The sequence below is a fragment of the Paraburkholderia denitrificans genome, assembly GCF_042655705.1.
Lineage (GTDB): Bacteria > Pseudomonadota > Gammaproteobacteria > Burkholderiales > Burkholderiaceae > Paraburkholderia > Paraburkholderia denitrificans.
In genome coordinates this window covers 222,363-237,701 of the sequence record NZ_JBHSMP010000011.1, presented here as the reverse complement: position 1 = coordinate 237,701, position 15,339 = coordinate 222,363, and the positions used below count along the sequence as shown (strand labels likewise).

At 61.6% G+C, this 15,339-nt stretch carries 12 protein-coding genes; 7 read left to right on the top strand and 5 right to left on the bottom strand.

The window, feature by feature from the left end:
• Positions 1-379: 379 nt before the first annotated feature.
• The 4 genes from ACFPTO_RS09270 (at position 380) to cynR (ACFPTO_RS09255) (ending at position 5,923) form a co-directional block, all read left to right on the top strand.
• A complete protein-coding gene (locus ACFPTO_RS09270) occupies positions 380-559 on the top strand; it encodes a hypothetical protein (protein ID WP_377711009.1) in 180 nt (59 codons plus the stop codon).
• 647 nt (positions 560-1,206) lie between these two features.
• Positions 1,207-3,270 carry an FUSC family protein gene (locus ACFPTO_RS09265; protein ID WP_377711007.1) on the top strand — a complete coding sequence of 688 codons (2,064 nt, stop codon included), beginning with the start codon at positions 1,207-1,209 and terminating at the stop codon, positions 3,268-3,270.
• Between the two features lie 47 nt (positions 3,271-3,317).
• Entirely contained in the window at positions 3,318-4,712 is a 1,395-nt protein-coding gene (locus ACFPTO_RS09260) for an efflux transporter outer membrane subunit (protein ID WP_377711006.1), read from the top strand.
• Positions 4,703-5,923 (top strand): transcriptional regulator CynR, encoded by a 1,221-nt coding sequence (gene cynR / locus ACFPTO_RS09255; RefSeq protein WP_377711004.1) that lies wholly within the window; start codon positions 4,703-4,705, stop codon positions 5,921-5,923. The genes ACFPTO_RS09260 and cynR (ACFPTO_RS09255) overlap by 10 nt, the downstream gene beginning before the upstream one ends.
• Before the next feature lie 127 nt (positions 5,924-6,050).
• Here cynR (ACFPTO_RS09255) and cynR (ACFPTO_RS09250) read toward each other — a convergent pair whose 3' ends face one another.
• From cynR (ACFPTO_RS09250) to ACFPTO_RS09240, 3 genes are read right to left on the bottom strand one after another with little or no spacing between them, the layout of a single operon-like run.
• Positions 6,051-7,055, bottom strand: a complete 1,005-nt coding sequence (cynR, locus tag ACFPTO_RS09250; RefSeq protein WP_377711002.1) for a transcriptional regulator CynR — start codon at positions 7,053-7,055, stop codon at positions 6,051-6,053.
• 43 nt (positions 7,056-7,098) lie between these two features.
• Positions 7,099-7,998 carry an efflux RND transporter periplasmic adaptor subunit gene (locus ACFPTO_RS09245; protein ID WP_377711001.1) on the bottom strand — a complete coding sequence of 300 codons (900 nt, stop codon included), beginning with the start codon at positions 7,996-7,998 and terminating at the stop codon, positions 7,099-7,101.
• Position 7,999: 1 nt separating this feature from the next.
• Entirely contained in the window at positions 8,000-8,224 is a 225-nt protein-coding gene (locus ACFPTO_RS09240; RefSeq protein ID WP_296656969.1) for a DUF1656 domain-containing protein, read from the bottom strand.
• A gap of 973 nt (positions 8,225-9,197) precedes the next feature.
• Here ACFPTO_RS09240 and ACFPTO_RS09235 point away from each other — a divergent pair.
• Together ACFPTO_RS09235 and ACFPTO_RS09230 are read left to right on the top strand one after the other, a co-directional pair.
• The gene (locus ACFPTO_RS09235; protein WP_377710999.1) at positions 9,198-9,494 is read left to right on the top strand and encodes a hypothetical protein; all 297 of its coding nucleotides are present in this window, start codon (positions 9,198-9,200) and stop codon (positions 9,492-9,494) included.
• A 102-nt stretch (positions 9,495-9,596) separates the two neighbouring features.
• Positions 9,597-10,547 carry a LysR family transcriptional regulator gene (locus tag ACFPTO_RS09230; protein ID WP_377710997.1) on the top strand — a complete coding sequence of 317 codons (951 nt, stop codon included), beginning with the start codon at positions 9,597-9,599 and terminating at the stop codon, positions 10,545-10,547.
• A gap of 131 nt (positions 10,548-10,678) precedes the next feature.
• Here ACFPTO_RS09230 and ACFPTO_RS09225 read toward each other — a convergent pair whose 3' ends face one another.
• Complete coding sequence (locus ACFPTO_RS09225) at positions 10,679-12,130, bottom strand: NAD-dependent succinate-semialdehyde dehydrogenase (protein WP_377710996.1); 1,452 nt, start codon at positions 12,128-12,130, stop codon at positions 10,679-10,681.
• A gap of 101 nt (positions 12,131-12,231) precedes the next feature.
• A complete protein-coding gene (locus tag ACFPTO_RS09220) occupies positions 12,232-13,515 on the bottom strand; it encodes a 4-aminobutyrate--2-oxoglutarate transaminase (RefSeq protein ID WP_377710995.1) in 1,284 nt (427 codons plus the stop codon).
• Between the two features lie 132 nt (positions 13,516-13,647).
• Between ACFPTO_RS09220 and pdxR the strand changes: the two genes are divergently transcribed.
• Positions 13,648-15,288, top strand: coding sequence for a MocR-like pyridoxine biosynthesis transcription factor PdxR (gene pdxR, locus ACFPTO_RS09215; protein WP_377710993.1), 1,641 nt, complete (start codon positions 13,648-13,650; stop codon positions 15,286-15,288).
• Positions 15,289-15,339 lie beyond the last annotated feature (51 nt).

The following is a 15,339-nucleotide window of genomic DNA, read 5'->3' as shown; positions in this document are numbered from 1 at the left end:
ATGGCTGCGAATGTCGGAGCCAGGTTGCGGACGAGATTTAATCGCCAAACCTGCTCCAGCGGGAACGCTGTCTGTGAAACAGATTCTTTACGAAATCAAGGATGCTTTCTGAACGTGCCATCAACTCATTGTTATGAAGAGGAAAATGTCGAGCCCGGCGCAGTCACGGGACAGTCACTTTGCTGTGGTAATCGCGCGACACTGCAGGGGCGTCATATAGATGGAAATGAAACCTCTCAGGCGAGCGTGAAGCGTCTTCCGCATGGCGCATCGCATCCATAGATTTGCAATGCTAATTAACCGGGCTGCTCCGGGGCTCGTGCAGGATGCCGCCGAACCCCGAGGCGCTTCAGCTCAGCTTCAGAATCAGAAGTAAATCGTGCACCAGCTTGCGGGGCCATTGCACGGCTGCGCCGATGCAGTCGCGATCGCACTCCAGAATCCTGATGCGAAATCAGTCGATTCAACCGATCGAAATCTCAACGAAAATAATTTCGTAGAGATTACGCTGCATTTCATCGGGCTTACTTATCGTCTCAATCGCTTTGCATTGAGATAATGGATCGGCGAGCGAAAGCATGAGGCGCCGGGGATGCAAAGTCCAAGGCGAAAAAACGATCCACGCGATAAGGGAAGCCGATCATTGCATCGCCGTGGAATCGATGTATTCGCGTTGACCGGAACGCCTCTTTGCGACGCGCGTATCGCGTCCGGTGGTCCCGCCGATACGGACGCGGACGCTCTCGCGTTTGCTGGAGCCGATCTCATGTCGGCTCCCCAAGTACGTCCCTTTTTATTGATGCAGGGTAAAGCGATGACTTGAGGTAGCGCAGGAGCCATAAGCTGAACACATTGTCTCTTTCGAAAATCTGTGTTGGACGCATCGCTGGTAAAAGCGCACAATTCGTTATGTTTGCAATAGAGTGAAACCCGCATCAATTCGTCTGATCTGTCAATGACCCTGTTTGTCAAAGCGCACATCCGCATGCCCCGCCTTGAAGAGGCATGCAGAGCGCTCATGCCGAAAATGCCTGTAAATCCAGCACTTTTTGTGTGGAGCTTTTTTCCCGCACTAATTTCACCGGTGTTCGCGCTGGCACCGGCATCCTTCGTCGAAAGGGGCAAAGTCGGCCCGCTTCACCCAGTACGAGTCATTCGTCGTTAGGTATCTGAAAGTCTCGTTAGTTGTTCCCGAAAGGAATTCACGTGCCGCACGCTTCTGCCGCGCCACTTCGGTCGCGCGACGCATTCACTATTGATTCTGAAAAGCTGCTTTTTTCGCTGAGCACCTATTTCGCAGCGGCGCTCGTGCTCGTCATCGCGTTTGTTGCAAGCTTGCCGCGGCCGTGGTGGGCGCTTCTGACTGTCTATGTCACGGCACAGCCCATGGCAGGCGCGTTTTCTCCGCGGGCGCTTCATCGTCTTGCCGGCATCGGCATAGGCGCCCTCGTCACGATCCTGATCGCGCCCAATCTGCAGAACTCTCCCATGCTGCTGGTTCTGTGTCTCGCGATCTGGATCGGTTTGTGCATGTACCTGGCCGTCCTCGACCGCACGCCGCGAGCCTTCCTGTTCCAGATGGCGGCGTTCAGTTCCGCGGTCATTTGCTTTCCCTATCTGGACGACCCGTCGAATATATTCACGACGACGATTTCGCGCGTCGAGGAAATGACGGTGGCGATTCTTTGCGTGACCATCACGCACCGCGTTCTCCGCCCCACCGATATCCGGTCGGTCATTCACGAACGCGCGCTTTCCTTTTTGAACGATGCCTGCCGCTGGACGGGTGAAGCCTTCGGCGTGCATCACACGCGACTCGAATATGAGCACCGGCGCAAACTCGCTGCCGACGTGACCGAGCTCGGCATGATGGCGGTGAATCTGCGTTTCGACCGGCGTTTCGCGCATGCGACGCGCGCCACCGTGACGGAATTGCAACACAGGCTTGCGATCCTGCTTTCGATTGCTTCGGCCGCCGCAAATCGGCTGGACCAGCTTCGCTCGCTCAACGCAGTCGATCGCGAAACCGGCGAGCTGGTTGACTCGCTGGTCAACAGCCTGCATTCCACTCAGGAGATCGGCGAGTCTCGCGACAGCGAACTGGTGTCGCGTTGCAGGGCGCTCGCCGAGGAGCGCCTGCAACACCGGCAATGGACATCGCTGCTCGCGGCAAACCTCTTTGAACGCACCGCGGAATTCCTCGAGACGCTGCAAGCTGCTCGCGGCCTGGTGCGCGCATTCGCCGAGGGCAAGCTCGACCAAGGTCTTCAGGCTGAGGTCGCCAGAAGCAGCAACAATTTTCCGCTGGCTCGGGATCATGTCCTCGCGCTCCTCGCCGGCGCCGCGATGACGACTGCCATCATGATCTACTGCGCGGTATGGATCCTGCTGGCATGGCCGAACGGTGCGGCGACCGCGGCATTCGCCGCGCTGGTCACCTGTTCGTTTGCCGCGCAGGACGATCCTGCGCCTGCGATCGGCCGGTATCTGATCGCGACGCTGATGACGTTTCCGCTGGCCGCGCTCTACCTGTTCGTGATCCTGCCGCGCGTCGACGGGGCTGCCATGCTCATCCTGACGCTCGCGCCGGCTCTCATCTGGATGGGATACCTGCAGGCCGATCCCGCGCGCAGCGCGCGTGCGTTGCCGATGCTCTCCTGCTTCATCGTCGCGATGGGTTTCCTCGACCGGTTTCAGGCGGACTTCGCAGGCTTCGTCAACACCGGGCTCGCACAGGTGGGCGGCATCATTACCACGCTCGTCGTCACCAGACTGTTCCGGTCGGCTAACTCACGCTGGACCGCGTATCGCATCGTGCGCCAGAACTGGGCGGATCTGGCGCAACTGGCCGACCCGGCCCAGCCGCTCGCGGCGCGTGCGTGGACGGCGCAGGCCGTCGACCGTCTTGGCCAGATCGCGGCGCGCATGGCACTGACGAACGCCGGTGACGTGCTGCACGCCGCCAACGGCCTCGATGATCTGCGCATCGGCCGCAACATCATCCGCGCGCGTCACGGTCTGGAAGATCGCGATGCGGATACGCGCATGGTGATCGAAGCAGCGCTTCGGGAAGTGTCGGCGCTGTATCGGGCAAGGCTTTCCGCCCACCATCCGTTGCCCGGCACGGCGGTCCTGCTGGCGTCGCTCGAACGCGCTATCGACGTTGTCGCGAGCCAGCCCGCGAAACGCGATGACTCAACCGTGATGGCGCTCGTCGGCTTGCGTTGCAATCTCTTCCCGCAAACGCATCAACACCGGGAGGCAGAATAATGATTAAAAAGAACCACAATTTCGGGGGCTATATAAGCGCAAGGCGAATGATGATTGCGGCGATCTGCGTGGCCTGCGCAGGCTGCGCGGAAGTCGGCCCGGACTACAAGGTGCCGCCGCACGCGCTCGTCAATGCACCTGCGGCGCATGGCGCGTTCGTCTCCGGCACGTCGGTCGCTTCGGAAGCGCCCGTGCCCGATCACTGGTGGCGTCTTTTCGACGATCCCACTCTCGATCGACTGATCGAGAGCGCGCTTGCCAGCAATGTCGATCTCAAGGCCGCACAGGCCAATCTCGAACGCAGCGACGCGCTGCTCGGGCTCGCGCGCACGGCACGCGAACCGTCTATCGGGTTCGACGCGTCCACGAACTATACGCAGCAGTCGGCAGAAGCGTCGCTGTCACATGTCGAGCCGCCCAGGCACGAAATCTACAATACGGGCTTCACCATCAGCTACGACCTCGATCTCTTCGGCGGCATCCGCCGCGGGATCGAAGCCGCCGCAGCCGACCGCGAAGCCGTCGTCGCCGCGCGCGATCTCGTGCGCGTGAATGTCGCCGCGCAAACGGCGCGCGCCTACTCGGATCTCTGCAATGCCGGCAACGAAATCGATATCCTGCAACGGCAAATCTCCGTGCAGGAGCGTCGTCTCGCGCTCACACGCGAACTGATCGCAAATGGCCGCGCGCCCTCATTCAATCAGGAGCGGGAACGCGGTGCGATTGAAGACAGTCGTGCACAACTCGCCCCGCTTCAGGCGAAGAGGATGAACGCCGTATTTAGTCTGGCCACGTTGATGGGCCAGCCGCCCGCCAACTACGACAAAGCGCTTCTCGCCTGCCACACACCGCTCGAACTGAAGACACTGCTTCCGGCGGGCGACGGACGCACGCTGCTGAGCCGGCGGCCCGACGTGCGCGCCGCGGAACGCCATCTGGCCGCCGCGACGGCGGACATCGGCGTGGAAACGGCGGCGCTCTATCCCGACATCAAGATTGGCGCGTCGATCGGATCGACCGGCGCAGCCAACAGTTTCTTTACGCCGCTCACGAACCGGTTTGCCGTGGGCCCCATGGTGAGCTGGGATTTGCATCGCAGCGCGATCCGCGACCGGATAGCGGCCGCTCAGGCACAGAGTCGCGTGAGCCTCGCGCGTTTCGACAGCACGGTGCTTACCGCGCTGCGCGAGACGGAAACGTCGCTCGACAATTACGCCTCCGCGCTTGACCGGTTGCAGCGGCTCGAATCCGCGCGTGACTCGGCGCGCGCCGTCGATGAGCGCACCGACGAGTTGTTGCGCGGCGGGCGAGTCGGCGGTCTCGAAGCACTGGACGCCCAACGCACCTGGCTCGCCGCCGAGAACGCGGTCGCTGCCGCACAGTCGGACGTCAACAATGACCAGATATCAGCGTTTCTGGCATTGGGGGGCGGGTGGCAGTAGATCTGCCGCCATCGCTCGCCGCACGTCGCTCATGCGTTAATCAATTACCTGATTTTCATTCGATGTTCGATACTTCACCTTTGACACTGCCGAAAACCAACCCCCCCGCCGCCGCTGAATTCCGCGACGCATGCGCCGCACACGCAATTACGAAATCGAAAGCAGTCGTCGATCCGGGCAGCGGCGGGAGCAGGGAATCCGAAAGCCATGACGGAAAACCGGCGGACGATCAGGCGCAATTAGGCCTGCGAAAGAGGGGGCTCATGCCGCGCAACCCGCTCTTGCGAAACATCAGTTATCTGCTCGCCGTCGATGAGAACCGGAATTTCACGCGCGCGGCAGATGCGCTCTGCGTTTCGCAGTCGGCACTGTCGCAAAAGGTTCGTCAACTGGAGGATGAGCTCGGAGCACAGCTGTTCGACCGTGGCGGAAGAGTCGTCCGCCTGACCGAATTCGGCAACATCTACCTTGAGTATGCGCGCCGCGCCTATTACGATCTCCTGACCGCGCAGCGCGCCGTGAAGGATGTCCACGATCTTTCGCGCGGTCAGTTGCGTGTTGCCTTTACGCCGACCTTCACCGAATATCTCGTCGCTCCGGTCATCGAGCATTTCCACGAGAAGTACCCCGGTGTCGTCATCGAAATGACCGAAATGTCGCTGGACGCGGTGGAAACCGCGCTCGTCGAAGATCAGGTCGATCTCGCATTCGGCTTTACCGACGTGCGCTCCGACGAGGTTGAAGCGGAGCCGCTTTTCCCCGAGCAATTGATGCTCGTGGTCGGCAACGACCATCCTTTGGCAACGCAGTCCACTCCAGTCACGCCAGAGCAGTTCGCCAAAATACCGCTTGCGCTGCTTACGACGAATTTCGTGTCACGCTTTTATGTCGAAAGCTATTTCACGTCCCGCGAAATGCAACCCACGGTTGCATTGCAGGCGAATTCGATCAGCGCCGTGCTCAAAATCGTGAGCCACGGAAAAATCGCAACGATCTTGCCGAGTTCGATCGAGTTCGAGCATCGCAACTTTCAATACGTGGCGCTGAATCCGGCGTTCCCCGTGCGGACAGCCGCGCTGCTGCGCTACAAACGTGCTTACCGCTCCGTCGCCTCGACAGCCTTTGCGGCGTCCGTCATGGAATTGCTCGACGATGGAGCCCTGTCATCGCTTCGGACGTTGAAGAGTGGGATTGCCGACCCGGACGCCTGATAGCCGGATACATTCGAGCAAGTCCACCACTGCGTCAAAAATAACGGTTGCAGAAAAAGAGTGGACCATGGATTTGCAGGAAACCCGACGACCCTGCTGAAGGGGGCGGGTCACCAGGTACCGTGATCTATCGAGCGGTACCCGACGTGTTCCTGGATGGCAGCTCGAATTGATGTTGCGTGGCGTTTCCGGCCGGGTTGTCGAAGCTCTTCGTCGGCATGCGCAGCGGTATCAGGCATCCACTGGTGAGCAATCCGAGAACCGCGGCGGAGAAGGCCGTTGCGGGCGCGGACCGGTACGCGCGCCTGGATCTAAGCAGGGCCGTCGTACGCATCGGAAACGGCGGATTCAGCGAAACATACTGCAGGTCGCGATGCTCGAATTCGATCGTATTCGGCAATATCGTCGCGATCTTTCCGTGGCTCACGATCTTGAGCACCGCGCTGATCGAATTCGCCTGCAACACGACGGTGGGTTCCATGCCGCAGGACGCGAAATAGCTGTCGACATAGAAACGCGATACGAAACTCCTTGTCAGGAGCGCGAGCGGTATCTTCGACAACTGTTTTGGGGTGACCGGCGAGCGCTGCTTGGCGAGCGCATGCGTCCTGCCGACCGCGAGCGTCAGTTGCTCGGGGAAGAGCGGCGCGGCTTCGATCTCGTCGGAGCGTATGTCGGTGAACCCGAATGCGAGATCCACTTTGTCGGCGATGAGCGCGCTTTCCACGGCGTCGAGCGACATTTCCGTCATTTCGACGATCACACCGGGATATTGCTCGTGAAAATGCGCGACGACCGGAGCGACGAGATACTCAGTGAACGTTGGGGTAAAGGCGATCCGCAATTGCCCGCGCGACAGATCGTGTACGTCATGCATGGCACGCTGCGCGGTAAGCAGGTCGTTGTAGGCACGGTGCGCGTACTCCAGATAGACCGTGCCGAAATCGGTCAGGCGAACGACTCGCCCGCTGCGGTCGAATAATTGCGCCCCCAACTCCTCTTCCAGTTGACGCACCTTCTGCGAAAGCGCCGACTGTGAAACGCTGAGCGCATCCGCTGCGCGCGTGAAGTTCCGATGCTCGTCGACCGCGAGCAAATAACTGATGTTTCGAAGTAGGGGAGTACGCTGCATGGGCTTCTGATTCTGAGAGGTCGAGTGTTGAGGTCCCTGGCGGTTACCACGGAAGGCTTCGGCGCACCATGACATCGCCCGCACGGGAATGAATCTCCACGGATGCGGTTTGGCCAGGCACGAGGCGCACGTGGGGTGGAACCGAATCGATGGCGATGCGCACCGGAATCCGCTGCGCCAGACGCACCCAGGTGAACGACGGATTCACGTTGGCGAGCTTCGCGTCGCTGCCTTCGCGTTCGCGATCCTGTATCCCGCCGGCAATGCTCTGCACATGGCCACGGATCTCGCTGGCCACGCCCATCAGATAGATGCTCGCGGGATCGCCAACGTGAATGGCCGGAAGCTTGGTTTCCTCGAAATAGCCTTCCACGCGCAGCGACTGATTGTTGACAAGCGCCATCGCGCCTTGTCCTGCTGTGAGATAGGTGCCGGGCAGGAGTCCTACGTTGGAGACAACGCCGTCGACCTGCGCCCGCACGAGCGTGCGCTCGAGATTCAATGCTGCAAGATTGCGCGCGGCTTGGGTCTGCGCAACCGTGGCACGCAGTTTTTCCACTTTCGCCGTGCCTTGCTCCGTCGATTCCGTCGCGACGACGTCAGGCATCGAGTGATTCCGCTTGTCTTCGCGTATTGCCTCGTCCAGGTCCGCACGTGCGCTCGCGAGATTGGCATTGGCCTGATCCAGCGCGATCTTGTAGCGCGACGGATCGATCACCATCAAAACCTGCCCCTGCTTGACTGCTTCGTTGTCGCGCACGCGTACCTCTGTGACGAGACCGCTGATGTCGGGGGCAATCGGCACGATGTCCGCCCGAACCTTGCCGTCGCGCGTGAGCGGCTCGATTTGATAGCGGACCCACAGTGCGTAGATGGCCCCCAGTACGCCCAGAATGACTGCCACAGTGAGGACGGTTCGGAGGAGACTGGTAAATCGCTGCATGTCAGGAGATGAAACCGTGGGGGAAGCAGGCATCGGCGAGGCGCGTGATTCCCCACCAGAGCAGGAAGAATGTCGCCAGGTCGATCAGCCCGGGATGCCAGAGAAACTGGCGCAACGGAATGCGCGCCAGGATTCCGCGCGAAAGAAACGTGACGGTTAGCGCAATGGCCGCCCAGAACAAGGCGGACGGCATATAAACGCCGAAAAGGCGGATTTCTTCGATCATTGAACAGCATCTCCAGATGAATGCGCGCGCAGGAAAAATGCGCAGCGCAGGCCGGCGAGCGCCATCAAGGCCGGGTCCTTGCGTATTGCTGAGTGCCGGGCGGCCACGAAGGGGAGAGCATGCTCATGTGTGACCGGGCGAATGTCGCCACGCCGAAAAAAGGCGCAAATAATCGCGGCCGTCTGGACAGCAAAAACGCTCGACGAGAAAGGCGGTTCTCCAGAATGGACGGCAGTTGAATCGCACGACCGAAGTGGAGCGGCTGAGGCTTGTGGCACGGGAATTCCTTTGGCGCAACGACGGATGACGACGTCAAACCTGTGACGGCGAACGACCGGATTGATCCACTGGAAGAGGCCACATGGGCTGCTTCGTTTGGCTTGCGTTGGAGTGAGCCAGGTCGGGATCGGGAAAACAATCCCACACGAAATGTGTAGTGTTTGCGGGCATTTCAGGCATTAGCGCGCAGCTTGCGTCATTAATCTGAAAGCGTGACGGCGCGCATTTGACAAAGCAGAGCTAACGCGAACTTGAAGAGCGGATTCGGGTTTTGCTCGATTGCGATACTGAAAATTGTGCCCGTTGGCCGCCAATGTGTCCAAGACGGTTTTCCGAAAGCAGTGATCGACCTGGCTTATGAGTATCTCCATGCTGTGCCGGGATCGAGTCGCGATCCCGGCAGTTCGTCGTGCGCCCTGACGAACTTGTGGGAGCGAATGAGGGGGACGTCCTGCACGGTTCGATCGTGACCTATCGGTTTACCTAATGGCGTAGATCGAAAATTCTCCTTGGACTTTATACATCGAACAATTCATGCTTCTCCCTGTCGGTTCGAGATCACGTAGGGAAACGACGAAGAAGAATCTTTAGCAAGAGTGCAGCAACAGCAAGGTCAAGCCGCACATCTTCTCGCCAGATCGCCATCTGATCAATCGACGCTTCTGAAATTCAGTCTTTAAGTTAGGGATTCATAATGAAAAAGCAATCGTTGCTTCATCTTTCGGTGGTTATTCTTGCGTCTGTTGGTGCATTCTCGATGGCATCGCAACAAGCTTACGCACAGGCGGATCATCAGCAGGCCCAAACCCAACCCGCCGCGCTGGCTCAAGTGGCTGCCGTTCAACAGGCAGACGCAGTCGAAGGGCGTGGCGCGACGGCTGATTCGGCAGACGCGGTAGCTCATCAGCACAACGGACGCTGGAATCGCGGTGCGGCAACGCCGGAGTGCGTCGGCCCCGTAAGCTTCTGCAATGTGTTCTTCGGAAGCTGAGCTCACGCATTACCACGCGGTTACTTGCCTGATTCATTGCGGTTTTGATGAAAACGCTGTGCGTAAGACACGCATTTTCTCGAACGTCAACGTACGGTTATTGTGAATCACTTATTTAGCGCGATGCAGGTCTTCCTCAAGGTTGCCGATACTGAGCAGTTCACGCGAGCCGCTCAGCAGCTCAACCTTTCTCCATCGCGCGTGAACCGCTATGTCGATGATCTCGAGTCGCGCCTCGGTGTGAAACTGCTTCAGAGATCCGCTCGAAGAACGGTTCTCACCGACGTTGGTGCGCAATACGCGCGTGGATGCCGAACCTTGCTGTCAAGCCTCGCCAGTGTTGAGGCCTCGGCAACGCGCGCGTCCACGGCAATTTCCGGCGAGCTTCGTGTCGCCATGATCAGCGGTCTTGCCCAGCAGGGATTCGCGGCGCTTTTCGCCGAATACCGGGCCAGTTATCCGGACGTATCGCTGTATGTAACGTCGACTGAGTCACAAGTCGATCTGGTGAGTGGCAGATTCGATGTGGGAATCTTGAGTGATGAGATGGTCAAGTCCATCACGCACGTATCGCGCACATTGATTCGTTCGAGATTGGTGCCCGTTGCTGCGCCCTCATATCTGGAACGCGCGGCCACACCGCTGCGGCCGGATCAGCTGGATGCCCATCGTGCGATTGGTTTTGCAGCGTGGGGGCGAAACAAGTATTGGAACTTCACGGGTGACGAAGATTATTGCATTCGCGTGAGCGAAGCATTCGTCGCAAGTAGCCGAATGATGCAAAAGCAGCTGGCGATTGTCGGAGCGGGCATTGCATTGCTTCCTGAATGCCTGATTGAAGACGAACTTCAGCGCGGTGATCTCGTACGCCTGCTGGAGGCTTATCGCGTGTCGGACGACGGCATGAACATATCGCTCGTCTATCCGAGCCGGGAGTTTCTCCCCGGACAGGTTCGGGCTTTTGTCGAATTGGCTTCGGAATATGTCGCCCGCGGTCGCAGCGGTCCTGTCGCATTAAACAGGCCGCAAGGCGGTGACGGTGACGATCTGTAAATGAGATGGTGCCCATGACGATCTCCAAAGAGGAAACAGCCCGATCGGCGTAAGCCGATCGGGCTGTTTCAGTCAGGCTGACCATCTCATCGACGTCGGCGCGCAGCGTGACAATCGCTGCCCGCCGTGCCTTACATGCCACCCATGCACAGGTACTTGACGACGACGTAGTCATCCACGCCGTAGTGCGAGCCTTCGCGGCCCAGGCCCGATTGCTTGACGCCGCCGAACGGCGCGACTTCGTTCGAGATCAGGCCGGTGTTGATGCCCACCATGCCGTATTCGAGCGCTTCAGCCACGCGCCACACGCGGCCGATATCGCGGCTGAAGAAGTAGGCGGCAAGACCGAACTCGGTATCGTTCGCCATCTTGATGACTTCCTCATCGGACGAGAAACGGAACAGCGGCGCTACCGGGCCGAACGTTTCGTCGCGCGCGACCTTCATCGCGGTCGTCACGCCGGTCAGGATGGTCGGCTCGAAGAAGCCGTGGCCAAGCGCGTGGCGCTTGCCGCCCGTGAGGAGCTGTGCGCCCTTCGCGAGTGCGTCTTCGATGTGCGACTCCACCTTCAGCACGGCCGCTTCGTTGATGAGCGGACCTTGCGTCACGCCGGTCTCGGTGCCGAGGCCGACCTTCAGCTTGTCGACGGCGTCGCGCAGCTTGGCCGCGAATGCGTCGTACACCTTGTCGTGAACGTAGAAGCGATTCGTGCAGACGCAGGTCTGGCCGCTGTTGCGATACTTCGAGGCGACGGCGCCTGCCACGGCGGCATCGAGATCGGCGTCTTCGAACACGATGAACGGCGCGTTGCCGCCCAGTTCGAGCGAGACTTTCTTCACGGTCGGCGCGCACTGGCCCATCAGCAGACGGCCCACCGCCGTCGAGCCCGTGAACGACAGCTTGCGCACGGTCGGGTTGCCCGTCAGTTCGCCGCCGATCGCTTTCGGGTCGCCGGTCAGGACGCTGAACACGCCTGCGGGCACGCCTGCGCGCTGCGCGAGCACGGCCATCGCGAGCGCCGAGAAGGGCGTTGCTTCAGCGGGCTTCACGACGATCGGGCAGCCCGCGGCCAGCGCCGGGCCGACCTTGCGCGTGATCATCGCGGAGGGGAAGTTCCACGGCGTGATAGCGGCGCAGACGCCAATCGGCTCCTTCGTGACGACGAGACGGCGGTCGGGCGCGACCGTCGGAATCGTATCGCCGTAAATGCGCTTGCCTTCTTCCGCGAACCATTCGAGGAACGAGGCGGCGTAGCCGATTTCACCCTTCGCTTCGGCGAGCGGCTTGCCCTGTTCGGTGGTGAGGATCAGCGCGAGGTCGTCGGCGTGCTCGATCATCAGGTCGTGCCACTTGCGCAGGATCGCGCCGCGCTCCTTGGCGGTCTTCGCGCGCCATGCCGGCCATGCGGCGTTCGCGGCGGCGATGGCGCGGCGCGTTTCGGACGCGCCTATGCGCGGCACCGTGCCGATCAGCGCGCCGGTGGCGGGATTCGTCACGTCGAGCGTGGCGCCGTCTTCGGCGCCTTGCCATTCGCCCGCGAGGAAGGCCTTGTTTTGCAGCAGCGATGCGTCTTTCAGGTTCATCGTGGAACTCCAGACTTACTTCGATTCGATTGATCTGTTAAGCGCGAACGGCACAGCGGCGTGTGCCGCTGTGCCGTTCGCCTGGCGTAGTGACACGCGTATCAGGCCGCGACGCCGACCGCTTCCTTGATCGATTCTTCGACGATGCCGAGCGCTTCGTCGAACACATTGTCCTGGACGGTCAGCGGGAACAGGAAGCGCACGACATTGCCGTACACGCCGCACACGAGCAGGATCAAGCCGCGCTCGAGCGCCGCTGCCTGCATGCGCTTCGTGAAGTCTGCGTCCGGCTCGGTCGTGCCGGGCTTGCCGAACTCGACGGCGATCATCCCGCCCGGGCCGCGCACGTCGATGATTTGCGGCACTTCGGCCTTCAGCGCATTCAGCCTGGCCTTGAGCTTGTCGCCGAGGCGCGTGGCGCGCTCGCAGAGCTTTTCTTCGTCGATGATGTCGAGCACCGCGTGCGCAGCGGCGACGGCCAGCGGGTTGCCCGCGTACGTTCCGCCGAGGCCGCCAGGCGCTGCCGCGTCCATGATCTCCGCACGGCCGACCACGCCCGACAGCGGCATGCCGCCCGCGAGGCTCTTGGCGATCGTCATCAGGTCAGGCGCGACGCCGTGATGGTCCATCGCGAACAGCTTGCCGGTGCGCGCGAAGCCGGTTTGCACTTCGTCGGCGATCAGGAGGATGCCGTGCGTGTCGCAAATCTTGCGCAGGCCTTGCACGAAGTCCGTCGGTGCGGGGGTGAAGCCGCCTTCGCCCTGAACCGGTTCGAAGATGATCGCGGCCACGCGCTTCGGATCGACGTCGGCCTTGAACAGCGTTTCGATGGCCTTCAGCGAATCGGCGGTCGTGATGCCGTGGATCGGGTTCGGATACGGTGCGTGGTAGACATCCGACGGGAACGGGCCGAAACCGAGCTTGTACGGCGCGACCTTGCCGGTGAGGGCCATGCCCATCAGCGTGCGGCCATGGAAGCCGCCCGCGAAGGCGATCACGCCCGGACGGCCGGTCGCGGCGCGTGCGATCTTCACGGCGTTTTCGACGGCTTCCGCACCGGTCGTGAAGAAGGTGGTCTTCTTCGCGAAGTTGCCGGGCGCGCGCTTCGAGATTTTCTCGGCCAGCGTGACATACGACGCGTACGGGACGACCTGGTAGCAGGTGTGCGTGAAGTGATCGAGCTGCTCGCGCACGGCGGCGATGACCTTCGGATGACGATGGCCGGTGTTGCAGACGGCGATGCCGGCCGCGAAATCGATGAAGCGGCGGCCTTCGACATCCCACAGTTCCGCGTTCTCGGCGCGTTCGGCGTAGAAGTTGCACATCACGCCCACGCCGCGCGGGGTGGCGGCGTCCTTGCGGCTCTGCAGTTCAGCGTTCTTCACGGTTTATCTCCTTCACGTTCGATTCTGGGTACGGGTGGGACTCGGGCCGACTGGCGGCCGATGGAGCGACTATACTCACGTTTGGCTCTAACTTTCAGAGCCATTCAATAAAATTCATAGGAGCCAATTTCGATGCGAGCGAGCGTGCTGTCAGACTGGCTGGCCCAGCGGCTGGAGCGCGGGAGCGGTCAGCCGGTCTACCGGCAGCTGCACCGGCTGCTGCAGCAGGCGATCCTGTCGCGCGAACTGCCCGCTGGCTCGCGCGTGCCGTCGTCACGGCTGCTGGCCGCCGAACTGGGAATTGCACGCAATACCGTCACGCAGGTCTACGAGCAACTGGTGCTGGAGGGGTACGTGACCTCCACGACCGGACGCGGGACGTACGTCGCCGATACGTCGCCCGACGAGATCGTGGGCGCGAATGAAATCGGCGCTTTCGGGTCGGATCGGGCGATGGCCGCGGGCGGCGGAGCGCTCCGGCTGCCAGCGGGCGCGCCAGCGGGTTTTTCGACGGATCTTGGGCGAGCGGATATGGCCAGTACGCTCGCCAGTGCGGCGCCGCTGGTCGTGCCGGCCGGCTTGCCTGCCCAGCGCGATGCGGTACGCGCGCTCTCCGCGCGCGGCGCACGGCTCGTCTCCGGCGCGGGCGTGTCGAAGCGCCAGGGCGGTGCGTTCATGCCCGGCGTGCCGGACGTCTCACGTTTTCCCGCACGTGTCTGGACGCGGCTCCACAACAAGTACTGGCGCAGCCTGCGCCCGGATCTGCTCACGTACGCGCCAGGCGGCGGGCTCGCGCTGCTGCGCCATGTGCTGGCCGATTACCTGCGCACCTCGCGCTCGGTGCGCTGCTCGCCCGAGCAGATCATCATTACGACCGGCATCCACCAGTCGGTCGATCTGGCCGTGCGGCTGCTGACCGATTCCGGCGATGTCATCTGGACCGAGGATCCCTGCTATTGGGGCCTGCGCAGCGTGCTGCACGTTTCGGGGCTGAATCCGCGTCCGATTGCCGTGGACGGCGAGGGGATCAATCCCTCGGCGGACGATTTCGCCGCACCGCCCAAGCTGATTCTCGTCACGCCGTCGCACCAGTATCCGCTCGGGATGGTGATGAGCCTCGCGCGCCGCCGCATGCTGCTCGAATACGCGCGCCAGCATCAGTGCTGGATCATCGAGGACGACTACGACAGCGAGTTCCGCTACGGCAGCCGTCCGCTCGCGTCGCTGCAGGGCCTCGACAACGCGGGCCAGGTGATTTACGTGGGCAGTTTCGGCAAGACGCTGTTCCCCGGGCTGCGCGTGGGCTACCTGGTCGCGCCCGAGGCGCTCGCCGAGAGCTTCGCCACCGCGAGCGCCGAGCTATATCGCGAAGGTCAGTTGCTGCAGCAAGCGGTGCTGGCGGAATTCATCGCGGAAGGGCATTTCACGTCGCATATCCGCAAGATGCGCGCGCTGTACGGTCAGCGCCGCGAGGCGCTGCTGGACGCCGCCGCGAGCCGCTACGGCCACGCGCTGCCCGCGATGGGCGGCGACGCGGGTCTGCACGTCGTGATGAAGTTGCCCGCGGGGTGTGATGACCGTGCGGTGTCCGAGGCCGCGCTGGCGCGCAATATCGTCGTGCGGCCGCTGTCGGGGTATTACTCGGACCCGGCGCGTTCGAGCGCGGCTTCGGGCTTGCTGATCGGCTATGCGTGCGTGCCCGACGAGGAGATCGCTCCTGCGTTCAACACGCTTGCCGAAGCGATCGACGCGACGATTCCCGAGTTCGTCTGAGCCGCAGGGCGGGAGGCATCAGGCAGGCAGCAGGAAGGCAGGGAGAAGGGG